Source organism: Streptosporangium sp. NPDC049376 (assembly GCF_044466505.1).
Classification (GTDB): Bacteria; Actinomycetota; Actinomycetes; order Streptosporangiales; family Streptosporangiaceae; genus Streptosporangium.
The window spans coordinates 533,402-555,515 of record NZ_JBITMT010000004.1; the positions used below are offsets into that span (position 1 = coordinate 533,402).

Consider the following 22,114-nt stretch of genomic DNA (forward strand, 5'->3'; position numbering starts at 1 on the left):
GCAGGTCACAGGCGGGACCGCGCCTCCTGGACCTGACGCAGCACGCCGTCGGCCCGGGACGACCCGGCGATGGAACCCGCCTCGTCGAGAAGCCTCAGCGCCTCGTCGCGGTGACCCTCCCCGGCCGTGACATAGGCGAGCCCGACCAGGTTGGCGGCGACACCCGGAAGGAACCCGGCCTCACGGCGGAGCCGCGTCGACTCCTCCAGGCGCTCCCTTGCCGCTCCCAGCCGGCCCGCCCGGTGCTCCGCGATACCCAGGTGCCGGAGGGCGTAGGACGCGGTCAGGGCGTCACCGGCACGCACCGCCCGCCGGTGGGACTGTTCCAGCACGGGAACCGCGGCGGTGTCGTCGTTCCGTACGACCTGGTGGAAACACCCGATCCAGAACAGGGCCTCCGCCTCGCCGCGTACGTCCCCGAGGCTCCGGTAGAGCTCGGCGGCGCGTTCGAACAGACCTGGTTCGTACGCCTCCCGGCGCCCGTCGGCCAGGAACCGCGCGTGCGCGACCCGCCCCCGGGCGAGGGAGAGATCGGCCTCGACCGCGTCCAACTCCCGATCGGCCGCCGCCACGGCGTCGGCGTCACCCCCGAAGACCGCCCGCTCGTACAACACCCCGGCCCGCTCGATCCGATCGTCCGCGCCCATCTCGTCCCTCCGCCGCCTTACGGGTCGTTCACAGCCTCGGCAGAGGCTACTCCCGGGTCCCTTGAGGCGTACCGGTGATCGTGGATGTCGTGATTTGTGGTACGTTCCCGCTCGTAAGGTGCAGCGCTCCTCGGTGAGCGCGTCGGGACATCCGGCCGGCACGGCAGCCTCAGCAAGGCTGTCTGGATCTCTCAGTGGAGAGCGTGCTCAGCCATGCCCGCAACCTTCCCCTCGCGCGTACGCGCGGTCCTCCTGCTCGTGGCCCTCCTTCACCATCCTGAAGGAGTCCGGCTCCCCGACGATCGCCGGCGGGTCTGAGGACGACCCCGTTCTTCGACGGCGCCGTCTCGATCCGTGCCTCGGTCCATGTCCGCTCCGGCGCGGGGCCCGCCGCCACCGAGCCTCGCAGGCCCTTCTGACGCTGGGCCGGGTGTCTCTCCACCGGCCCGAACCTGACCACACCATCCGAAGGAACACTTTCATGATTCTCGTCACCGGAGGCCGCGGCGCGGTCGCCACCCAGCTGACCGCCCTGCTGCACCAGGCAGGCCACCCCGTACGCGTCGCCTCCCGCGTTCCCGGCGAACTCCGCGTCCCCGACGGCGTCGCGACCGCCACCTGCGATCTCGGCGACCCGGCCACCTTCCCTGCCGCTCTCCACGGTGTCAGCGCGGTCTTCCTGTACGCCGAGGCGTCACACATCGACGAGTTCGTCGGCGCCGCCACCACCGCGGGCGTCAAGCACGTGGCGTTGCTGTCCTCAGCCAGCGTCCTCGACCCCGGCGCGGCCGACAACCCGCTGGCCGCCTCCCATCTCGACGTCGAGACCGCCCTGCTGAACTCGCCGCTGACCACCACGCTCCTGCGCCCCGGCTCCTTCGCCGGCAACGCGAGCGCCTGGGCGTGGGCGATCAAGGCGGGGCAGCCGGTGAACCTGCCCTACCCGGGCTCCTACACCGACCCCATCCACGAACGGGACATCGCCGAGGTGGCCTTCACCGTGCTCACCGACCCCCACCACCAGGGCGGAAACCTCCACCTGACCGGCCCGCGGACCCTCACCTTCAGCGAGCAGATCGACCGGCTCTCCGAGGCCGTCGGCCGCCCGATCACCGTCAACCACGTCACCTCCGAGGAATGGAGGCGGGAAGTGGCGGCCTACATCCCCGCGTCCTACGCCGACGCCCTGCTCGACTACTGGCACGCCAACGACGGCCGCCTGACTCCGCTCAGCGACACCGTCGAACGGGTCACCGGCCACCCGGCCCGCCCGTTCACCACCTGGATCCGGGACCACATCGCCGAATTCGTCGAGTAACCCTCCCGCGGCCGGGCGGACCTTCGGAATCACTCCTGAGGGCCGTCCGGCACCCGGCCGTCGAATCCCGCACGCTCGCACAACAGATCGGTCACCTCGCGCGAGCCGATCGTCAGGACTGGGGAACCGCGCGTGAGCCGTAGGACGGGCCGAAGACGACCAGTAGGGCCAGGTCCTCGGTGATGTCGACGAAGCGGTGTTCCTCGCCCGCCGGGACGAAGATCACGGCGCCGGGGCCGACCTCCGCCTCGCCGTCCGGCGTCACGATCCTGGCCCGGCCCGAGGTCACCACGTAGATCTCGTCCTCGGTGTGCGGGCTCTGGGTGTCGACCCCGCCCGCCGGGATGCAGTACGTCCCGACGGACAGATCAGGCACCTTGAGCTGCTCGACCCAGTCGTTGGCGGCCCCACCGGCCGGCTGCGCCCACTCACCCGCACCCTTGATGATTCGCATGCCGACGACCCTACCGAGGGCCGTTCCCAGGTGAGAAAAGTGCCCAAAAGGGCTCCATCCCACGATGCTCACGGGCGGTCTTCGGGCAGGTGCCCTGTCGTCGACGGTCACGGCTGAACGTCGTCGATCCGGCATGAGCGGTTCTTGCCGCCGGTCGCCGACCGGAAGGCGATGTCGCTGTGACCGGCGGGAGAACCCCGGATCGCGCGGCTAGAGGCGTGTCGCGGTGCGGACGAGGTCGGCGACGGCGCGAGGGGTGCGGTGCAGCAGAACGACTCCGAGCCGCCGGTACAGGCGCGGAACACGACCGTTCACGGTTTGGACGGGCGAGATGCCGGTTCGCGCAGGAGCCGGGTCCCGTGGCTGCTTCCGGATCGCACTTGTACTGCTGCCTGAGCCGGTCCGACCAGGCCCCGCCTACGACCAGCAGTTGGCCGCAACCGCGGTCACCGAAGGCGCGACCATTCGACCCGGGGTCGGGTTCGTCGACTTGATGAGGCTGAACATGTTCTTCCCTTCCGTTGTGAGGATCCGTTGATCGAGGGCGGGGCGCGAATGCCTCACTCTCCATTCCTGGATCGGTGACATCCGGGGCCTGAAAAGGTCGGCGTGGCCGCGCCCGTCGGGGCGGTCGCCGAAACCGCGCCCGGGCGCGTGCGGGCCGCTCATGGGATGGACGGCCTCGTTCGGGACTTTGGACGCACAGAAGACGACCAGGGCTACGTGTACCGTCATGTCGTGGCCTTCCTTCTGCTCGGGCCGCCCGGCTGGAGCCCCTGTGCCACCATCTTTTCCGCTCGAACCCGCTCGCGCTTGAACATCGGTACGCGGCTTCTCGAAGCCCGCCGGGACGGTCATCGGGTCCGAAAAGCATGGTTGATTTACAGGGGCGAATGCCGAGAGCTTTTCTTGATATCTGCGATCGAAGGTCTTTTCGTCGTGGAGATGATCGCCGGATGCGGAAATGGCTCCATGCATTGACTGTTTCGAATGGTATTAATTGACACGGGTGTTTACTCCTACCCGATGACGTGTAATGCTTCGGCCATGTCCAGGGACAACTTGATGCACGCGCCCGACATCGGCATCAGAATCGAGCGCGCCCGTGGCGACGGCGGTCCTCCCACGGAGTGGTCAGGGTTTTCACCCGACGAGACGGACGCAGTCGTCCTCTTCCAGGCCAGCGGCTTCGTCCGCGACGCCGAAGGCATGGCGTCCTATCTCGACCCCGTCACCGGATACGTCAATGTCGCCGGCACAGAGGAGAGGTTCGCCGAGCCCCTGGGCCGGGACTGGGTGTACACGGCGATCCTCTTCGAGCCGGGCAGCTTCGCCGATCGCTTCAGCGGTCCGTTGCGTCACGACTGGACCCTCCATGTCAGCGCGCAAGCCGACCTTCGCCATCGGAAGCTGCTAAGAGCCCTTCTGCGGGGAACCGACCGCCTCGAAGCCGAGGAACGGCTCTACCTGCTCTTCGACGCGCTGACCCCGTCCCGGCCGGCGTGGAAAGCCTCCGCCGGCACTTCGATGGCCACACGTGTGGTGCATCGTCGGCTGGCGTTGGCCGTCCAGGAAGCCCTCAACGCCGGTTATCTCACGACGAACCTCGAAGATCTCGCCCGAATGGTCGGCGCGTCCCCCAAGCACCTGAGCAAGATCTTCCATACCGTCACCGGCCGCACCATCACCGGCTACCGGAACGACCTACGCGTCCGCGCCGTCCTCAACGATCTGACCGCTGGTGGCGACTGCCTCGCGGATCTCGCCGCCCGCTATGGCTTCGCCGACCACGCCCACCTGACCCGAACCGTCCGCAAACACCTCGGCGAAGCCCCCTCCGTCTTGCGCGAGGCGCTGAGCGGGTAGCAGCGATCGTCGAACGCATCGGGCAGGACAGGGTGAGCCGCGGTGGGTGTGGACGTCGAGACTCGTGATCCACTGGTGGCGGCCTCTTCCACACCCGGCACTTCCTGACTGTCACAACCCTGGAACCGGACGCCTGATCGATAACGCCGACCACATGTCGGCGGACCCATGCGAAGGGGCCGTACGGCGAGCCGCTCGGAGAGCGACCACCCCATGCCCTCTCGGTGGGACCGGCTCCTTCCGAGGTCGGACGCCGGCCGTCCCGGTCGGTGCCCTGTGGGAGAAGGCCGGTCACCGGCGTGAGGCCGGGATGAAGGAGCAGGACCGGGGGGCACAGGCCAGGAGGTCTGGCGTCCGCCGGGGGTGATGGCCAGGTCGAACTCCTCGTGACCCAGTCCGCTTTGGCGTCCTACAAGAGGGGCCGGAGGGGCGGAGTCGGCACGATCATCGTCCGGGATCTGGTGGAATGACGAGTTGTGAGTGGTCAGGGCTGGCGGTTGGTGCGTCGTGTGGGTGCCGGGAGGGCTGTTGCCCCCGTGCTCGACGAGCACCAGCGGGCGGCTGTCACGCATGAGAGCGGCCCGCTGCTGGTCCTGGCCGGGCCGGGGACCGGCAAGACGACCACGATCGTGGAGAGCGTCGTCGACCGGATCGAACGCAGAGGGACAGACCCGGAACGGGTGCTCGTCCTCACCTACAGCCGCAAGGCCGCCGAGGAGCTGCGCGAGCGCATCACGGCGCGCGTGCGCCGTACGACCAGGACGCCGCTGGCGCTCACCTTCCACAGTTACGCCTACGCGTTGCTGCGCCGCGAGGCCGTACTCGCCGGGAACGTCGCGCCCCGGGTGCTGACCGCGCCCGAGCAGCTGCTGGAGATCCGCCGTCTGCTCCACGGCGAGCTTGAGGACGGTGCCCCGCTGTGGCCGCAGGACATGCGGGAGGCGCTCAGGACCAGGGGGTTCGCCCAGGAACTGCGCGACTTCATGGCCCGTGCCGCCGAACGCGGCCTGGACGGTGAGGACGTGGTCGCGCTCGGCCGGGCGCACGGCCGAGCCGACTGGGTGGCCGCGGGCCGGTTCGCGGGCCGTTACCAGGCGCGGTTCGACCTCGACCTGGAGCCGGTGCTCGACTACGCCGACCTGATCCGGGCCTCGGGGGCGCTGCTGACCGACCCCGAGGTACGGCAGCGCGAACGTTCCGCCTACGACGTCGTCTTCGTCGACGAGTACCAGGACGCCGACCCCTCCCAGGAGTTCCTGCTCGGGCAGCTCGCGGGGGAGGGGCGTGACCTGGTCGTGGTGGGTGACCCCGACCAGTCGATCTACGGGTTCCGGGGCGCGGACGTGCGCGGGATCATGGAGTTCCCCGACCGCTTCAGGAGGAAGGACGGCGGGAGGGCCCCCGTCATCGCGTTGCGGGTCTGCCGCCGCAGCGGCGCCGAGCTGCTGAAGGCATCGCGGCGGGTGACGGCCCGCCTGCCGGTTCCGCCGGGCGGCGCCGGGCACCGCGACCTGAGGCCGCTGCCGGACGTGGAGCCGGGCGAGGTCCACGTCGTGGTGGCCGACGGCGAGGCGCAGGAGGCGGCGCTGGTGGCCGACACGCTGCGCAGGGCCCACCTGCTCGACGGCGTACCGTGGTCACGGATGGCGGTGCTGGTGCGTTCGGCGACCCGTCAGCTGCCGTTGCTGCGCCGGGCGCTGGTCGCGGCCGGAGTGCCGGTCGCGGTCGGCGCGGGTGAGCTGCCGCTGTTCCAGGAGCCGGGGGTGCGCCCGCTGATCAGGCTGATCCAGGTCGCGCTCGACCCGGAGATCCTCGACGAGGCGATGGCGGAGGAACTGCTGACCGGCGCGCTCGGCGGCACCGACATGATCGGGGTACGGCGGCTGCGCAGGGCCCTGCGTGTCGCCGAGCACGAGGCCGTGACCAGTCCGGAGGAGCACGACCTCGACGACCCGGCCCCTGCGGCCGAGCCCCGTTCCTCGGGCGAGTTGCTGGTGGCCGCGCTGAAGGACGAGCGGGAGCTGGTCAGGATCGAGCCGCACGTCGCGCTCCCCGCCGAACGGCTCGCCAGGCTCATCGCGGGCGCCGCGGAGGTCGTACGGCGCGGCGGCACCGCCGAGGACGTCCTGTGGGGCGTCTGGAGCGCCACCGAGCTGGCCGGACGGTGGACCGAGACAAGCCTGTCCGGCGGGTTCAGGGGCACGATGGCCGACCGTGACCTCGACGCGGTCGTGGCGCTGTTCGACTACGCGGCGGGCTTCGTGGACCGGTTGCCGCACGCCGGTGTCGAGGTGTTCGTCGAGGACCTCATCGCGCGGGAGATCCCCGGAGACTCCCTGGCCGAGCGCGCCCCCGACAGCGAGGCGGTGCGCATCATGACCGCCCACCGCTCCAAGGGCCTCGAATGGGACGTCGTGGTCGTCGCCGGGGTGCAGGAGGGGGCCTGGCCCGACCTGCGGCTGCGGGGGTCGGTGCTGGGCACCGACGAGATGGTCGCCAAGGCGGCCGGTTCCGAGCACGAGAACCCCGCGGCCGTCTCGGCGGCGCTGGCCTCGCAGATGCTGGCCGAGGAGCGGCGCCTGTTCTACGTGGCGGCCACCAGGGCGAGGAGGAAGCTGGTCGTCACGGCCGTCGGGGGGGACGACGCCGACGAGCGGCCCTCCAGGTTCCTGGCCGAGCTCGCCCCCGGCGAGACGGGGGAGACGGTCGTGGACGAGCGCTCCCGCTGGCTGAGCATGTCCGCGCTGGTCGCGGACCTGCGTTCGGCCGTCTCCGACCCGACACGGCCCGAGGCGCTGCGCCGGGCCGCCGCCGAGCACCTGGCCAGGCTCGCCGCCGCCGGGGTGCCCGGCGCGCACCCCAACGAGTGGTACGCCCTGACGGAGATCTCCGACGAGCGGCCGCTGCGCTGGCCGGACGACATCGTGCGCGTCTCGCCGTCCGCGGTGGAGAACTTCACCAAGTGCGGGCTGCGCTGGCTGCTGGAGACCTCGGTCGGCGCGGGCGGCACCGACGTCGCCAGGGGCCTCGGCACGGTCATCCACGCCCTGGCGGTGCTCGCGGCGACCGGCGAGGGGACCGAGGAGACGCTCGGCAAACGGCTCGACGACGTCTGGCACGAGCTGGACTTCGGCGGCGCCTGGTACAACCGCAAGCAGCGCGGCGTCGCCGAGGAGATGGTCTCCCGGTTCCTGCGCTGGCAGCGGGACAACCCCCGGGAGCTGGTCGCCCTTGAGGAGTCGTTCGTCGCGACGGTCTCCGAGGGCGTGCAGATCAAGGGGCGGGTCGACCGGGTCGAGCGGGACGGCGAGGGCAGGGCCGTGATCATCGACATCAAGACCGGCAAGCACGGCCCCAAGGAGGCCGACCTCGAACGCCACCCCCAGCTCGGGGTCTACCAGCTCGCCACGCTGCTCGGCGCGTTCGAACGGCATGGGATGACCGAGCCCGGCGGCGCGGCCCTGGTGCAGGTCGGAGACGCGGCGACGAGGAACGCCGCCAAGGAGCAGGCCCAGATCCCGCTGGCCGACGACACCGACCCGGGCTGGGCACGTGACATGGTGGACACCGTGGCGGCCGGGATGTCCGGCCCGGTCTTCCAGGCGAAGGTCAACGACGGCTGCCGCACTTGTGTCGTGCGGGCGAGCTGCCCGGTCAGCAAGAACGGAGACCAGGTGTGCTGAGCCCGGTTCAGCTCGCGGCCAAGCTGGGCATCCTCCCGCCGACGCCGGAGCAGGCCGAGGTCATCGAGGCAGGTCTCGAACCGATGGTCGTGGTCGCCGGGGCGGGTTCCGGCAAGAGCGAGACCATGGCGGGACGGGTCGTGTGGCTGGTCGCCAACGGCCTGGTCCGCCCCGAGCAGGTGCTCGGCCTGACCTTCACCAGGAAGGCCGCCGGGGAGCTGGCCGTACGGGTGCGTGAGCGGCTCAACGGGCTGGTCGCGGCCGAGCAGGTGCCCGCCGAACTGTTGCAGGGCGAGCCGACGATCTCCACCTACCACGCCTACGCGGCCAGGCTGGTCACCGAGCACGCCCTGCGGGAGGCGCTCGAACCCACCATGCGCCTGATCAGCCCGGCCGTCGCGTGGCAGCTCGCCGGACGGGTGGTCAGCGGCTACGACGGCCCGATGGAGCAGATCGAGTGGGGTCCGGCGACCGTCACGCGGGCGGTGCTCGACCTCGCCGGGGAGATGGCCGAGCACCTGCGCACCCCGCAGGAGGTGCGGGAGATCGGCGCCTGGCTGACCGAGCGGTACGGCAGGCTGCCCGGCACGCCCACCCAGCTCCAGCGCAGGCCACTGGCCACGCAGCGGGCCAGGGAGCAGCTGCTTCCGCTGGTCGAGGCCTACGAACGGCTCAAGCGCCGCCGCGAGGTCGTCGACCACGGCGACCAGATGGCGCTCGCGGCCAGGATCGCCGAACGGCACCCCGAGGTCGGGGAGGCCGAGCGGGGCAGGTTCGCCGTCGTCCTGCTCGACGAGTACCAGGACACCAGCCACGCCCAGCTGGTCCTGCTGCGCTCGCTGTTCGGGAACGGGCACCCGGTGACGGCGGTCGGCGACCCCTGCCAGTCGATCTACGGCTGGCGCGGGGCCTCCTCGGGCAACCTCACCCGCTTCCCCCGCGACTTCAGGACGGCCTCGGGGGAGCCCGCCCCGGTCCGCCGGCTGTCGGTCAGCTTCCGCAACGGCGACGCCGTACTCGACGTGGCGGCCAGGGTGCAGATCCCGCTGCGGCTCGAAGCCCGTGAGGTGCCGGTGCTGGTGCCCGGCGGCAACCGGATCGAGCGGGGCCGGGTCGTGACCGCCTTCCACGGGACCGCTGAGGACGAGGCGGAGTGGATCGCGGCGAAGATCTCCGGGCTGCTGGGCGGCGAGAGCGCCCCCGACGGGCTGCCCTGGGGCGACGGCGAACGCAAACGGGCCAAGCAGAGCGCCTGGGGCGGGCCGCAGTGCCTGCAACCCCACGACGTGGCGATCCTGGCCCGCAAACGGTCGCAGTTCCCCACGCTGCGCAGGGCCCTTGAGGCGCGGGGCATCCCGGTCGAGGTGGTCGGTCTCGGCGGGCTGCTGACCGTGCCCGAGGTGGCGGACATCGTGGCGACGCTACGGGTGATCTACGACCCGACGGCCGGGGACGCCCTGGTCAGGCTGCTGTCCGGGCCACGCTGGCGGATCGGTCCCGCCGACCTGAAGGAACTGGGTGACCGGGCGCGTGAGCTGAGCCGGGAGACCCGTGAGGACGGGCCCGGCGGCGTCGCCGACCCCCTCGACCAGGTCGTCGCGGACATGGCCGAGGAGCGGGGCAGTCTGGTCGACGCCCTCGACGAGCTGCCGGAACGCCCCGAGTGGCAGGAGGCGTTCTCCCCGCTCGCCCGGGTCCGCCTGGTGGCCATGGCCCAGGAGCTGCGGGTCCTGCGCGCCCACACCGGGCAGCCGCTGCCCGACCTGGTCGCCGAGATCGAACGCAGGCTCGGCCTGGACATCGAGGTCGCGGCCAGGGGCTCCGCCGGTGTCTTCGCGGCCCGCGCCGACCTGGACGCCTTCCTCGACGCCGCCTCCCGCTTCGCCGGAGACTCCGAGGACCCGACGCTGGGGGCGTTCCTGGCGTTCCTGAAGGCCGCAGACGAGGAGGAGAACGGCCTCGACGCGGGCCGGGTCGGAGAGAGCAACAGCGTCAAGCTGATGACGGTCCACGCCTCGAAGGGCCTCGAATGGCCGGTCGTGATCGTGCCGGGGATGTCCCAGGCGTTGTCGAAGGGCGGGACGCTCACCGTCGGCACGGTCTTCCCGGCCAGGCCGACCGTCAGCCCCAGGTGGACGGAGAACGCGCGCAAACTGCCGTACCCGCTACGGGGCGACGCCTCCGACCTGCCCAGACTCGGCGGCCTGTCCAAGGAGGAGATCGGCGACTTCGACGAGCGCTGCCGGGAGCGGGAGCTCCTTGAGGAACGCCGTCTGGCCTACGTCGCCGTCACCCGTGCCCACTACCTGCTGATCGCCTCCGGCTACCGCTGGGGCGGCGGGTCGAAGCCCCTCGACCCGTCCGACTTCCTGGTCGAGGTCCGCGACACGTGCGGGCGGGCCGAGGTCTGGGCGCCGCCCCTTGAGGAGGGGGAGACCAACCCGCTGCTGGCCGAGCCCGCCGAGTCCAGGTGGCCCGTCACCCCGGCCGGGGCACGGTACGAGGCCGTACGGGACGGCGCGGACATGGTCAGTGCGGCGCTGGCGGCGCTGTCGGAGGAATCCGAGGAGCCGGAGGTCGTCCCGGTAGAGGAGATGTTCGTCGTCGAGGACGACGAGGTGCCCTTCCCCGACGACCCCTACGACGATCCCTACGAGGATCTCAACGGGGACCTCGGCCCGGCGGGCCGGCCTCTCCCCGAACCCTATGACGACGTCCCCGACCGGGTCTCCCCGGCGTTGCGCGGGTGGGACAGGGAGCGGGCCAGGGCCTGGGAACGCGACATCGAGCTGTTGCTCAGGGAACGTGAGCTGAACCGGCGGCGCGGTCCCGGCCGGGTCGAGCTGCCCACCCACCTGACCGTGTCCTCGCTGGTCACGCTCGCCTCCGACCCCAAGGCTCTGGCCCGGCAGATCCGCCGTCCCGTGCCGAGGAAGCCCGCCCCGCTGGCCCGCAGGGGCACCTCCTTCCACAGCTGGCTCGAATCCCGCTGGGGCCAGCAGCGGCTGATCGACGAGCTCGACCTGCCCGGTTCGGCCGACGAGACGGGCGAGGCCGACGAGGCCGCAGACATCCAGCTGGCCGAGCTGCGCGAGCGGTTCGAGGAGAGCGAGTGGGCGGACAGGGAGCCGCTTGACGTCGAGGTCCCGTTCGAGACCATGATCGCCGACCGGCTGGTCAGGGGCCGGATGGACGCGGTCTTCGAGACACCGGACGGCGGTTACGAGGTCGTCGACTGGAAGACCGGCAGACGGCCGAAGGGGAAGAAGGCCGAGGTCGCGGCGGCCGTACAGCTGGCGGCCTATCGGCTGGCCTGGGCGCACCTGGCGGAGGTCCCGCTCGGCCGGGTGAGCGCGGCCTTCCACTACGTGCGGCTCAACGAGACCGTACGGCCCGCCGACCTCCTCGACGAACGCGGCCTGGTCGCCCTCATCGAGTCGGTCCCCGCGATCGGTTGAACAGCTGACGTGTCAGGTCACGCCAACGCCTCGACCTCCGTGCCGGAGATCGTGTTCTCCCAGCTGTCCGGGCGGGAGGGGCATGGCCACGGTGGGCAGGTCCAAAAACGAGGCGTCGCCTGCGTCCTCCCCGGGAGGACAAGTCCGGGTGTCGTTCTGGTCAGCGGGGATTCCTGGAGATCTCACCGCGTCCGGTGGTGACCCACTCCATCGCCAGGACTCTTACGGAGTCGGGTGGAGGAGCGTAAGAGCCGCTCATGCAATGAACGGAATAATGGTTGTCCCCATTTATATGGGATATCGTCGAGCCGTGGAGCTGACGGTCGGGGAATTGTCCAGGCGTAGTGGTGTGGCCACCTCGACCCTGCGCTTCTACGAACGCAAGCAGCTCATAGTCAGTCGCCGTACGGCGGGCAATCAGCGACGTTACTCACGTGACACCCTTCGCAGGGTGGCCTTTATCCGTGCGTCCCAGCAGCTGGGGACCTCTCTTGCGGAGATCGGCTTCTACCTGTCCCTCCTTCCCGAGGGGCGTACGCCGACACGGGAAGACTGGGCCAAGCTTTCGGAATGCTACCAAAAAGACCTGAACGGCCGAATCCAGCGTCTTGAGTGGCTCCGCGACCGGCTCGCCGGATGTATCGGATGCGGTTGCCTGTCCCTGGGACTGTGCAAGCTGGTCAATCCGGATGACTGTCTCGGAGAAAACGCCTCGGGGGCGCGCAAACTCTATGAGCCGTGATCGAGGATCACATGCCGGGGGGCTACGCCGGAAAATCGTAATTTAGAGCCTTGTCAAGCACGCGGTGCGTTTTTCGGACTTGCGTGGCCAGGTGGTGGGTGAGGAGCCGCAGCCCCTCGGTGACGCGCTCGGCGCGGATGGAGCCGTAGCCGAGCACCAGCCCGGAGCGTGACCGGTCCTCGGCGCAGTATGCCTCCAGACTCTCGACGGCGACGCCCGACGCGCGCGCCTCCGCCGACATCCGGCCGAGATCGACGGGCACATCGGGCCTGAGCCTGGCGCACAGGTGCAGACCCGCGGCCGACGGCACAGGCTCGAACCAGTCGGTGAGGTCCTCGCGCAGCGCCGTGAGGACGCGTTCGCGGCGGTCCGCGTAGACGCGGGTCGCCTTGCGGACGTGCCGGGACAGTTCGCCCGAGTCGATGAACCGGGCGAGCGCGGCCTGCGCGGCGTGGTCGCCCTGCCAGTCGGTCAGCCGCCTGGCCGCGCGCAGCGCCGGGCGCAACGAGGCCGGGGCGACCAGGAAGCCGAGCCGCAGCATCGGCAGCAGCGTCTTGGAGAACGTGCCCACGTAGACGACCCGGCCGTCCCGGTCGAGGCTCTGCAGCGGGTCGAGAGGACGCTGACCGAAGCGGAACTCGCTGTCGTAGTCGTCCTCGACGATCACGGCGTCGTGGCGCGCGGCCCAGTCGAGCAGCGCGGCCCTCCGCGCCGGGGACATCGGCGTGCCCAGCGGGAACTGGTGCGACGGGGTGACGTAGACCAGCCGGGTGCCGGACGGGAGCGCGTCCACGTCGAGGCCTTCGTCGTCCACGGGCACCCCGCTGACCCGGGCGCCGAGGGAGGCGAACAGCAGCCGTGCCGGGGGATAGCCCGGCTCCTCAACGGCCACCCGGTCACCCGGCTCGATGAGGATTCGGCCGACGAGGTCGAGGGCCTGCTGCGCGCCCTGGGTGACGACGACGTCCCCGGCGTCGGCGCGCACCGAACGGGACAGGCCGACGTGGCGGGCCACGGCCTCCCGGAGGGCGGGGTGGCCCGCTGGCTCGCCGTACCCGGAGGTTCTGACCGTCGAGGCGCGCAGTTCGGCGGCGAGAAGGCGGCGCCAGGTGGCGAGGGGGAAGAGGCCACCGTCGGGTCTGCCGACCCGGAAGTCGTAGCGAGGGGGTTCGGGGCTTTCCGCGGTGTCGGGGAGATCGTCCCAGAAGGGGCGGGGACGCACCCCACGGCCCTGCGGGGCGCCACGCCGTACGGCTCCGGCGGGTGTGGTGGGTTCGGCGACGAAGGTGCCCGCGCCGACGCGGGGGAGGAGGAAGCCCTCGGCCGTCAGCCGTTCGTAGGCCGTGCAGGCCGTGTTGCGCGAGACGCCGAGGCGGCGGGCCAGCTCCCGCGAGGGCGGCAGCCGCTCCCCGGGACGGAGCCTGCCGTCCAGGATCGCCTCGCGGAGCTGCCGGTAGATGCGGGAGGCCAGGTCGCCGGGGCCGTCCAGGCTGACGTGCGGATCCACGCGGAGACCCTACATTGGCTCTTTCGGTTTCCGGGGAATTGGCCCTTCTGGGGAGCCAATCGAGGCCGTTGGATGGACTCGACCAACGGGGAAACAGCCGAGGAGTTATGTCTTGACCGTCGCCGACATGTGGTTCGACCCGAAGTGCCCCTGGGCGTGGAACACCTCACGCTGGCTGCTGGAGGTCGAACGCGTCCGTGACGTGGAGGTCCGCTTGCACGTGATGAGCCTGTGGCTGCTCAACGAGGGCAGGCAGGGCCTGGAGGAGTGGTACCGGCACTGGCTCACCGACACGCTCGGCCCGGTCCGGGTGCTCGTCGCCGCCGAGCAGAAGTACGGCACGCCCGTCCTGCGCGACCTCTACACCGCCTTCGGCGACCGGATCCACCATGGGAAGGTCCCGATCGGTCCCGGCCTGTACGGCGACGCGCTGGCCGAACTCGGCCTCGACCCGGGACTCGCCGAGGCGGCGGAGAGCACCGACCACGACGAGGCCCTCCTGCTGAGCCACCGGGCCGGTCTCGACCCGATCGGTGAGGACCTGGGCACCCCGGCCATCCACGTCCCCGGCCCCGACGGGCGGGTCAACGCCTTCTTCGGGCCGGTGGTCAGCCCGGTGCCGCGTGGTGAGGCGGCGGGCGGGCTCTGGGACGGTGTGCTGCTGGTCTCGGCGACCCCGGGCTTCTTCGAGCTCAAGCGGAGCCGTACGGAATCTCCCCGAGTCGACTGACCCGTTGCCTCCGCGTGACCGGCCACGCGGATGATCGCCCTTTCGTGGACGGGGGGAGTATGACGCGATTACCCTCCTCGGTATGACCAAGCGGATCACGATCTCCCTGCCCGACGACCTCGCCGACGAGGCGCAGCGCTCGGGTAACGCCTCCGGCTACATCGCCGAGGCACTGCGGGAGCAGCGTCGCATCAGGGAGGGCATGGCGGCCCTGGAACGGCTGTGGGGTCCCGGCTGGCAGGACGACATCACCGACGCCGACCGGGAGCGCGCCAACCGCCTGTTCGGCTCCGCGCGGGAGGTCGCGTGACCCCGGACGTGCGGGAGGCCGGGTGACCCCGGAGGACGACGGTCTGACCGGCCACGTCCTCGATCTCGACGCGGTCTGCCATCTGCTCGACGTCAGGAGCAACTACGGGCGTGAGATCGTCCGTCAGTCCGTGCTGCGCAACACCACACTCCTGCTGCCCGCGGCCGCCGCGCAGTGTGTGACGGCCCTGCGGCCCGAGCAGGCCGAGGCCCTGCTCGGGGTGCCGGTGGTGACGGTGGGGAGCCTGACGGCCGCCGACGTCGCGCACGCCGCCGGGCTCGGCCCGAGGATCGCGGCCAACCTGGAACGGCACACCCCGGGCCCCGTCACGGGAACCGACCTCGTGGCCGTTCTCGCCGCGGCCCATGCCGTACTGCTGGCCGAGTCCAGAGGCGGCTGGCGCGTCATAACCCCGGCCCCTCACCTCTACGACGACATTCCCGGCGTCCGGCTGGAAATCCTCCCCTGATTCTCCCGGCCGATTCCCCGGGTTTCCCTCCAGGGAGGGAAATGTTCGGATTTCCTGTCCTTGGGTCTTTCCCGATGAGAAGGGTGTGGGGTGCCGGTCGAAGCCCGACGTCACGTGGGGCGGAGGGGTGCGCACGCTCCGTCGCGGCGCATTCCCTGAATGTACGGGGACGTAATGGGGTTGTGGTGTTCACCGGTATTACCGCACGTGTTCACCTTGAATGTGAGAACACCTGGAAGGCCTCGCGTCAATATGGTGTGATAAATCTTACAAGGGGGTCGCTTTTAATATTTGAAATGTGATCATTGCCGATGAATCGCCCTGTGCGGGTGTATCCGTACCGATCGGAGTTCATCGGAATGCAGCTCAGGCGAAACCTCTCCTTGGCCGCCGCGTCGATACTCGCCGTGGTCGGCCTGGTCGCCTCACCCCCCGCGGCGTCGGCCGCCCCGCCGGACGGCGGCCAGTCCAGTGTCACCTCCGACGTCTTCCCCGGCGCCAGGCTCGGTGAGCGCGTCGGCCCCAAGGCCGTCAAGGACACCGGGAAGAACGCCGAGAAGCAGGAGGAGACCGCACGGGTCAGCCCCCAGCTGGTCGCCTGCGACGGTGACGGCACCAGCGGCAAGCGCGTCGAGACCCTGTACGTGCGCGAGGCGACGATGCCGGACCGCTACGCGCAGCTCCTGCCCATGTTCCGGGCCTGGCTGGCCAACGCCGACGACCAGTTCAACGACGCCGCCGCGACCTCCGACCGCAGCAGGCACATCCGGTACGTCACCACGGCGGTCAGCGGCGGCTGCGTCCCCGTCGTGCGCAACGTGGTGGTGCCCGCCGGTTCGCTGGCCACCTTCGACGCCGGAAAGACCGCCCTGCAGGCCCTCGGCTACAACAGCAACGACCGGCACTACCTCATGCTCACCGAGGCCACGGTGATCTGCGGTGTCTCCGACATCAAGAACGACGACCTGACCACCGGGTCGACCAACCTCAACAACGGCCTCGCCTTCTCCCGGGTCGACGCCAGTCCCAACTGCTTCGGGGCGAACGCCATCGCCCACGAACTGGGGCACAGCTTCGGCGCCGTGCAGCTCAGCGCGGCCCACTCGGACGGCTCCTGGCACTGCCTCGACCAGTGGGACATCATGTGCTACGGCGGCACGCCCACCTGGAGCTGCCTGCAGTGGAACGACTACCGGCTGCCCGACTGCAACCGGGACGACTACTACAACGCGGTCCCGACCGCCGGGAGCTACCTGGCCACGCACTGGAACGTGGCCGACAGTGCCTACCTCATCGCGGGTTCGACGGCCGACAGCGACCCCCATCCCAAGGTGGGCAACACCTACGTCATAACGAACGCCTCGACAGGGGGCGCGCTCGAACCCATCGGCGGCGCGACCACGGCGCTGACCGAGCTGAGCCAGCGCACCCGGGTGGACACCCCCAGCCAGAAGTGGCTGATGAGCTACAACACCGGACTGCAGTTCATCAACGTCGGCAGTCGCCTGTGCGCCGACAGCGCCTACAGCGGCACCACGCCCGGCACGACGCTGCTGCAGTACTACTGCAACGGCCAGGACGGCATGCGCTTCGCCTACCTGCAGACCGGCACGAACACCTACGCGATCTTCGACTGGCTCTCCGGGCTGGCGCTGACCGCGGGCGGCGCCTACCCGGCGGCCGTCACGCAGCAGACCTACACCGGCGCGGCCAACCAGCAGTGGGTGTTCAACCAGGTCACCGACGCCTCCCCGGTCAACGGCACCTCCTACTACCTGAACGGGTTCGCCAGCCACGACAACGTCGAGCCCGCCGGCGGTTCGACCGCCTCCGGCGCGCTGGTCACGCACAACGCGCCCTCCGGGGCGACCAGCCAGCGCTGGACCCTCCAGGCCAGCGGCTCCTACTGGAAGCTGGTGAACGTCAACAGCGCCAAGTGCCTCGACCTCGTCACGGCGAGCACGACCAACGGCACCCAGATCAGGCAGGCGACCTGCGGCAGCGGGACCAGCCAGCAGTGGACCCTGCAGAGGGTCGCCGACGGCACGTTCTACCTGGTCAACCGCTACAGCGCCAAGGTGCTCGACGCGCCGTCCGGCAGCGGGACGACCCTCGACCAGCAGACGATCACCGGTAACAACGACTCCGGCGCCGGAGTCATCGCGGGCAACGAGATCTGGTACCTCAACCAGGTCTGACCGGGATCCGTGCGGGCCGTCCGCCCCTCCCCGGACGGCCCGCACGGTCACGCGGTTACGGGTTTCCGCCATCGAGGTCGGAGGATCGCCTCCATGGTCACCACCCCGGGGCCCGCCTAGCGTTGCGGGCATGATCAGACTCAACGGCCTGCGCAAACGGTACGGCGACCGGACGGTGATCGACGACCTGTCCCTTGAGGTCAGGCAGGGCGCGGTCACCGGGTTCCTCGGCCCGAACGGGGCGGGGAAATCCACGACGATGCGCCTGATCCTCGGACTCGACCACCCGACCTCGGGCACGGCGCTCATCGGCGGCCTGCCGTACCACCGGATCAGGAACCCGCTGCGGACGGTCGGCGCGCTGCTGGACGCGCGCGCCCTGCACCCCGGGCGCAGCGGCCGGGCGCACCTGACGGCACTGGCCCGCAGCAACGGCATCCCGCGCCGCCGGGTCACGGAGGTCCTGGAGACGGTCGGGCTCGGGCAGGCGGCGCGCAGGCGGGCGGGCGCGCTCTCGCTGGGCATGAGCCAGAGGCTCGGTATCGCGGGCGCCCTGCTCGGCGACCCTGAGGTGCTCATGTTCGACGAACCCGTCAACGGCCTCGATCCCGACGGTGTGCGCTGGGTGCGCGACCTGATGCGCTCCCTGGCCGACGAGGGCAGGACGGTCTTCGTCTCCAGTCACCTGATGAGCGAGATGCAGCTCACCGCCGACCACCTCGTGGTGATCGGCAGGGGACGGCTCATCGCGGACGCGCCGCTGGCCGAGATCATCGCGCGCGGCTCGCTGGGCGCGGTGGTCGTCCGCACCCCGCACACGGACGACCTGGCCGTACGGCTCGGCGCCGCGGGCCTGCACTGGGAACGGCCGGGGGAGAACGAGCTGGTCGTCACCGGAGCCACGGCGGAGCGCGTCGGCGACCTGGCGCACGAGGCGGGCATCAGGTTGCACGAACTACGCCACCGCGAGGCCTCCCTGGAGCAGGCCTACCAGGAACTGACGGCCGACAGCGTCGAGTACGGCGCACGGAAGGGGCGGGCGTGAACACGTCGGTGAGAGAGCTGGCTCAGGCGATCGGCGGCGAGTGGGTGAAGCTGCGCTCGGTCCGCTCGACCTGGTGGTGCCTGGCCTGCACCACGGCGCTCATGGTGCTCGGCTCGCTGGCGATCGGCGGCGGGACGGTGACGGAGATGGTGCGCCGGGACCTGGCCGGCACTCTGTCCGCCAGCGACCCGGTGACCTCGGCGACGGCGTTCGCCCAGTTCGGCCTGGTCGCGCTGGCGATGCTGACGATCACCCCCGAGTACGCCTCGGGAGGCATCAGGACCACGTTGCAGGCGACGCCGATCCGGGGCCGGGTGCTCGCCGCCAAGGCGCTGGTACTGGCGCCGGTGACATTTGTCGCCGGGGTGGTCGCCGCAGGTGTGGCGACGGCGGTGGTCCACCTGGTGTTGTCCGCGGAGGTGTTCGGCGGCCGGGTGACGGCGCCGCCCGCCGAGGTCGTCCCCGACCTGCTGGGCGTGGGCGTCTTCCTCGCCCTGGTCTCGGTGACGACGCTGGGCGTGGGAGTCGCGACGCGCAGCGCGGCGGGCACCCTGACCACGGCGTTCATGCTGCTGATGGGCGCGCCGCTGCTGCTGGTGATGACGGGCACCTCGATCGGCTTCGAGGCCTCGCTGCGCATGCCGCTGTTCGCTGGCCTGGCCTTCATGGGCAGCTCGGACACCCCGATGGGCGGCCCGGTGCCCTACCCGGCCACGCAGGGGCTGGTGTGGCTGCTGGTCTGGGCGGCGGCCGCGACGGTCGCCGGCTATGCCGTACTGCGCCGCAGGGACGCATAGACTGCGCGCCCGTGTCAGGTAACCGGATCACCCGCGCCCTGGTCGGGGTGCTCGCGGGCGCCGTGCTGGGCCTCGTCGAACTGCTCTTCCTCTGCGCGGCGGCGCTCGTCCACCCGGTGCCCGCCGTACGGCCCGGCGTCGAGCGGATCCTGAACCGGCTGACCGCCCTCGAACGGGCGAGGCTGGCCGCCTGGTTCGACCACGAGACGACCGGGCACCCCCGGCGGGACGGCCGTCGCTATCTCGCCGTCCGCGCCCTCTTCGGTCTCCTCGCCGGGTACGGCAGCGCCGCCGGGCTGTTCCTCGGCGGGCTGTTCCTCTTCGGCGGCCTGTGGAACCTGGCCGGGGACAGGGCGCGGGCCGTACCGGTGCACCTGCCGGGGGTGCGGCTGGTGACCAGCGACGGGGTGCTCGGCCTCGCCGGAGGGACGGTCGTGCTGGCCCTGACCGTGCTCTGGCTTCTCGCCGCGGGGGCCGTGGAACGGCGCCTGGCCGACCACTTCCTCGGTCCCGGCACGCGGGAGTTGATGCGCAGGCGCATCGCCGAACTGACCGCGACCCGCTCGGGTGTCGTCAGGGCCGTGGACGACGAACGGCGCAGGATCGAGCGCGACCTGCACGACGGCGTGCAACAGCGGGGCGTCGCGCTGGCCATGCTGCTCGGCCGGGCCCGGGGCAATCCCGACCAGGCCAGGACCGCGGCGCTGGTCGAGGAGGCCTACGCCGAGTCGCGCCGCCTGCTCGACGAACTGCGCAGCGTGGCCTGGCGGATCTACCCGACCGCCCTGGACGAACTCGGCCTGCGCGCCGCGCTCGCCGGCGTCGCGGAACGGTCGCAGGTGCCGGTCACCGTGCACTACGGGCTGGCCGGGCGCCCCGCCTCCGCGATCGAGACGGCCCTGTACTTCGTCGCCAGGGAGGCGATCACCAACGCCGTCAAGCACGCGGACGCGCGTGAAATCCTGGTCGTCGTGGCCGAGGACGAACGGACGGTGAGCGTGACGATCTCAGACGACGGAGCGGGTGGCGCCGACCCCTCGGGCGGCGGACTGTCCGGCCTGGCCAGGCGGGTCCTGGCGCTCGACGGCACCTTCGACGTCCACAGCCCGCCCGGCGGGCCGACCAGGGTCGTCGCGACGCTGCCGAGAGACGTGCCGTGCGGCTGATCCTGGCCGACGACTCGGTACTGCTCCGCGAGGGCCTGGTCCGGCTGCTCGACGAGGCCGGGCACGAGGTGGTCGCGGCCGTCGGCGACGCGCGGGCGCTGCTCGACGCCGTCGAACGGCACCGCCCCGACGTGGCCGTGATCGACGTGCGGATGCCGCCGACCCACACCGACGAGGGGGTGCGCGCGGCCCTGGAGATCCGTGGGCGCAGGCCCGAGGTCGGTGTCCTGCTGCTGTCGCAGTACGTGGAGAAGACCTACGCCGCGACCCTTCTCTCCGGGGCGGGCGGACGGGTCGGATACCTGCTCAAGGACCGTGTCTCCGAGGTCGCCGACTTCCTGGAGTCGCTGGAGCGGGTGCACGCGGGCGGGACGGTCTTCGACCCGGAGGTGGTGCGCCGGCTGCTCGCCCGAACCACCCGCACCGACCCGCTGGACGGCCTGAGCGGGCGCGAGCGCGAGGTGCTCGGCCTCCTGGCGCAGGGCTTCGTCAACGCGGCGATCGCCGGACGCCTGCACGTGTCACTGAGCACCGTGGAGAAGCACATCAACGCGATCACGGACAAACTCGGCCTGCCGCGCGACCCCGGCTACAACCGCAGGGTGCTGGCGATCCTGCGCTACCTCGACGACTGAGTACGGCCCGGCCGGGGAAACGCGGATGCCGCGCCCGATGGGTCGGGCACGGCATCCGGTTCGTCTCCTCGCCCCCTGAAGGGGGCCGGACCCGTCAGGGCACCACCTCGTCACTGAACGGGGTGCGGTTGCCCGGATGGACAGGCGGTGGGAGCGGGCAGCGGTTCAGCCGACCCTGCTGGGTCCTGCGGTCCAGGCGACTCCGCTGGGGCCCGCGGTCCAGCCTGCCCCGCTGGGTCCTGCGGTCCAGCCGACTCCGCTGGGCCCTGCGGTCCAGCCGGGCTTGTGGGGCTCGCAGGGATTGTAGGGCTCGCAGGGCTTGCGGGGCTCATGGGGCTTGTGGGGCCCATGACACCGAGGCTTCTCAGGTACATGACACCCAGGAGGTCCCTCGGGCCCTCTGGGTCCTGCGGGTCCTCTGGGTCCTTCGGGTCCTTCAGGACCTGCGGGTCCTGCGGGTCCTGTGGGTCCTTCAGGACCAGTGAGGCCTGTGGGTCCTGCGGGTCCTTCAGGACCTGCGGGTCCTGCGGGTCCTGTGGGTCCTTCAGGACCAGTGAGGCCTGTGGGTCCTGCGGGTCCTTCAGGTCCTGCGGGTCCTTCAGGTCCTGCGGGCCCTTCAGGCCCTGTGGGTCCTGCGGGTCCTTCAGGACCAGTGAGGCCTGCGGGTCCTTCAGGACCAGTGAGGCCTGCGGGACCTGCGGGACCTGCGGGACCTGCGGGGCCGGCAGGGCCTGCGGGACCGGTGGCTCCGGCAGGGCCTGCGGGACCCCGCGGTCCGGCCTCGCGACCGGCAGGGCCTGCGGGGCCTGCGGGGCCGGCAGGACCGGCGGCTCCAGCGGGCCCGGGAGGTCCAGGAGGCCCGGGAGGCCCGGGAGGCCCAGGAGGTCCGGGAGGTCCGGGAGGTCCGGGAGGCCCACCCGGGGTTCCGGGGACACCCTGCGGTCCCTGAGGGCCTCGGGGCCCTGTCTTACCGTCGCGTCCATCCCGGCCATTGTGGCCATCCCGGCCGTTACGGCCATTGTGGCCGTTACGGCCGTTGTGGCACCTGCAATGCCTTCTCCAGCACCCACACCATCTGGAGGAGAGGCT

General features: G+C 71.1%; 17 protein-coding genes. 14 read left to right on the top strand and 3 right to left on the bottom strand.

All coding sequences use genetic code 11. The annotated features are described in order from the left end of the window. Positions 1 to 5 precede the first annotated feature (5 nt). The gene (locus ACIBVQ_RS15405) at positions 6 to 647 is read right to left on the bottom strand and encodes a hypothetical protein (RefSeq protein WP_399177987.1); all 642 of its coding nucleotides are present in this window, start codon (positions 645 to 647) and stop codon (positions 6 to 8) included. Positions 648 to 1,128: 481 nt separating this feature from the next. Between ACIBVQ_RS15405 and ACIBVQ_RS15410 the strand changes: the two genes are divergently transcribed. Further along, on the top strand, positions 1,129 to 1,965 hold the full coding sequence (locus ACIBVQ_RS15410) for an NAD(P)H-binding protein (protein ID WP_399177989.1): 837 nt from the start codon (positions 1,129 to 1,131) through the stop codon (positions 1,963 to 1,965). Between the two features lie 112 nt (positions 1,966 to 2,077). Here ACIBVQ_RS15410 and ACIBVQ_RS15415 read toward each other — a convergent pair whose 3' ends face one another. Further along, positions 2,078 to 2,419 (bottom strand): cupin domain-containing protein, encoded by a 342-nt coding sequence (locus tag ACIBVQ_RS15415; RefSeq protein WP_399177991.1) that lies wholly within the window; start codon positions 2,417 to 2,419, stop codon positions 2,078 to 2,080. A gap of 609 nt (positions 2,420 to 3,028) precedes the next feature. Between ACIBVQ_RS15415 and ACIBVQ_RS15420 the strand changes: the two genes are divergently transcribed. The 5 genes from ACIBVQ_RS15420 to soxR all read left to right on the top strand — a co-directional run bounded on the left by ACIBVQ_RS15420 (position 3,029) and on the right by soxR (position 12,168). Continuing rightward, positions 3,029 to 3,400 carry a hypothetical protein gene (locus tag ACIBVQ_RS15420; protein ID WP_399177993.1) on the top strand — a complete coding sequence of 124 codons (372 nt, stop codon included), beginning with the start codon at positions 3,029 to 3,031 and terminating at the stop codon, positions 3,398 to 3,400. A gap of 66 nt (positions 3,401 to 3,466) precedes the next feature. Further along, a complete protein-coding gene (locus ACIBVQ_RS15425) occupies positions 3,467 to 4,285 on the top strand; it encodes a helix-turn-helix transcriptional regulator (protein WP_362914287.1) in 819 nt (272 codons plus the stop codon). 536 nt (positions 4,286 to 4,821) lie between these two features. Further along, positions 4,822 to 7,968, top strand: coding sequence for an ATP-dependent helicase (locus tag ACIBVQ_RS15430; RefSeq protein ID WP_399177995.1), 3,147 nt, complete (start codon positions 4,822 to 4,824; stop codon positions 7,966 to 7,968). After that, positions 7,962 to 11,426, top strand: coding sequence for an ATP-dependent helicase (locus tag ACIBVQ_RS15435; protein WP_399177997.1), 3,465 nt, complete (start codon positions 7,962 to 7,964; stop codon positions 11,424 to 11,426). Before ACIBVQ_RS15430 ends, ACIBVQ_RS15435 begins: the two co-directional genes overlap by 7 nt. A 292-nt stretch (positions 11,427 to 11,718) precedes the next feature. Continuing rightward, on the top strand, positions 11,719 to 12,168 hold the full coding sequence (gene soxR, locus ACIBVQ_RS15440; RefSeq protein WP_352016275.1) for a redox-sensitive transcriptional activator SoxR: 450 nt from the start codon (positions 11,719 to 11,721) through the stop codon (positions 12,166 to 12,168). Between the two features lie 22 nt (positions 12,169 to 12,190). On the opposite strand, the gene ACIBVQ_RS15445 is transcribed toward soxR, so the two are convergent. Next, positions 12,191 to 13,675, bottom strand: coding sequence for a PLP-dependent aminotransferase family protein (locus ACIBVQ_RS15445; RefSeq protein WP_399177999.1), 1,485 nt, complete (start codon positions 13,673 to 13,675; stop codon positions 12,191 to 12,193). A gap of 127 nt (positions 13,676 to 13,802) precedes the next feature. On the opposite strand from ACIBVQ_RS15445, the gene ACIBVQ_RS15450 reads away from it, so the two are divergent. The 8 genes from ACIBVQ_RS15450 to ACIBVQ_RS15485 all read left to right on the top strand — a co-directional run bounded on the left by ACIBVQ_RS15450 (position 13,803) and on the right by ACIBVQ_RS15485 (position 21,025). Next, entirely contained in the window at positions 13,803 to 14,405 is a 603-nt protein-coding gene (locus tag ACIBVQ_RS15450) for a disulfide bond formation protein DsbA (protein WP_399178040.1), read from the top strand. A gap of 82 nt (positions 14,406 to 14,487) precedes the next feature. Continuing rightward, on the top strand, positions 14,488 to 14,715 hold the full coding sequence (locus ACIBVQ_RS15455; RefSeq protein WP_352016238.1) for a hypothetical protein: 228 nt from the start codon (positions 14,488 to 14,490) through the stop codon (positions 14,713 to 14,715). Positions 14,716 to 14,737: 22 nt separating this feature from the next. Then, entirely contained in the window at positions 14,738 to 15,184 is a 447-nt protein-coding gene (locus ACIBVQ_RS15460; RefSeq protein ID WP_362914295.1) for a hypothetical protein, read from the top strand. 359 nt (positions 15,185 to 15,543) lie between these two features. Continuing rightward, a complete protein-coding gene (locus ACIBVQ_RS15465) occupies positions 15,544 to 17,382 on the top strand; it encodes an RICIN domain-containing protein (RefSeq protein ID WP_399178001.1) in 1,839 nt (612 codons plus the stop codon). A gap of 130 nt (positions 17,383 to 17,512) precedes the next feature. Continuing rightward, positions 17,513 to 18,427, top strand: coding sequence for an ATP-binding cassette domain-containing protein (locus ACIBVQ_RS15470; protein ID WP_362914297.1), 915 nt, complete (start codon positions 17,513 to 17,515; stop codon positions 18,425 to 18,427). Further along, positions 18,424 to 19,224: an ABC transporter permease gene (locus tag ACIBVQ_RS15475; RefSeq protein ID WP_399178003.1), complete on the top strand. Its 801-nt coding sequence runs from the start codon at positions 18,424 to 18,426 to the stop codon at positions 19,222 to 19,224. The genes ACIBVQ_RS15470 and ACIBVQ_RS15475 overlap by 4 nt, the downstream gene beginning before the upstream one ends. An 11-nt stretch (positions 19,225 to 19,235) precedes the next feature. Then, positions 19,236 to 20,390, top strand: a complete 1,155-nt coding sequence (locus tag ACIBVQ_RS15480; protein ID WP_362914301.1) for a histidine kinase — start codon at positions 19,236 to 19,238, stop codon at positions 20,388 to 20,390. Then, positions 20,381 to 21,025, top strand: coding sequence for a response regulator (locus ACIBVQ_RS15485; RefSeq protein WP_399178005.1), 645 nt, complete (start codon positions 20,381 to 20,383; stop codon positions 21,023 to 21,025). Before ACIBVQ_RS15480 ends, ACIBVQ_RS15485 begins: the two co-directional genes overlap by 10 nt. The last annotated feature ends 1,089 nt before the right edge of the window (positions 21,026 to 22,114 follow it).

Bases quoted from the DNA above. Each gene is read 5' to 3' on its own strand.
- ACIBVQ_RS15465 (WP_399178001.1), top strand. From the start codon at position 15,544: ATGCAGCTCAGGCGAAACCTCTCCTTGGCCGCCGCGTCGATACTCGCC.
- ACIBVQ_RS15470 (WP_362914297.1), top strand. From the start codon at position 17,513: ATGATCAGACTCAACGGCCTGCGCAAACGGTACGGCGACCGGACGGTG.
- ACIBVQ_RS15405 (WP_399177987.1), bottom strand. From the start codon at position 647: ATGGGCGCGGACGATCGGATCGAGCGGGCCGGGGTGTTGTACGAGCGG.
- ACIBVQ_RS15415 (WP_399177991.1), bottom strand. From the start codon at position 2,419: ATGCGAATCATCAAGGGTGCGGGTGAGTGGGCGCAGCCGGCCGGTGGG.
- ACIBVQ_RS15410 (WP_399177989.1), top strand. From the start codon at position 1,129: ATGATTCTCGTCACCGGAGGCCGCGGCGCGGTCGCCACCCAGCTGACC.
- soxR (WP_352016275.1), top strand. From the start codon at position 11,719: ATGGGATATCGTCGAGCCGTGGAGCTGACGGTCGGGGAATTGTCCAGG.
- ACIBVQ_RS15425 (WP_362914287.1), top strand. From the start codon at position 3,467: ATGTCCAGGGACAACTTGATGCACGCGCCCGACATCGGCATCAGAATC.
- ACIBVQ_RS15455 (WP_352016238.1), top strand. From the start codon at position 14,488: ATGACCAAGCGGATCACGATCTCCCTGCCCGACGACCTCGCCGACGAG.
- ACIBVQ_RS15450 (WP_399178040.1), top strand. From the start codon at position 13,803: ATGTGGTTCGACCCGAAGTGCCCCTGGGCGTGGAACACCTCACGCTGG.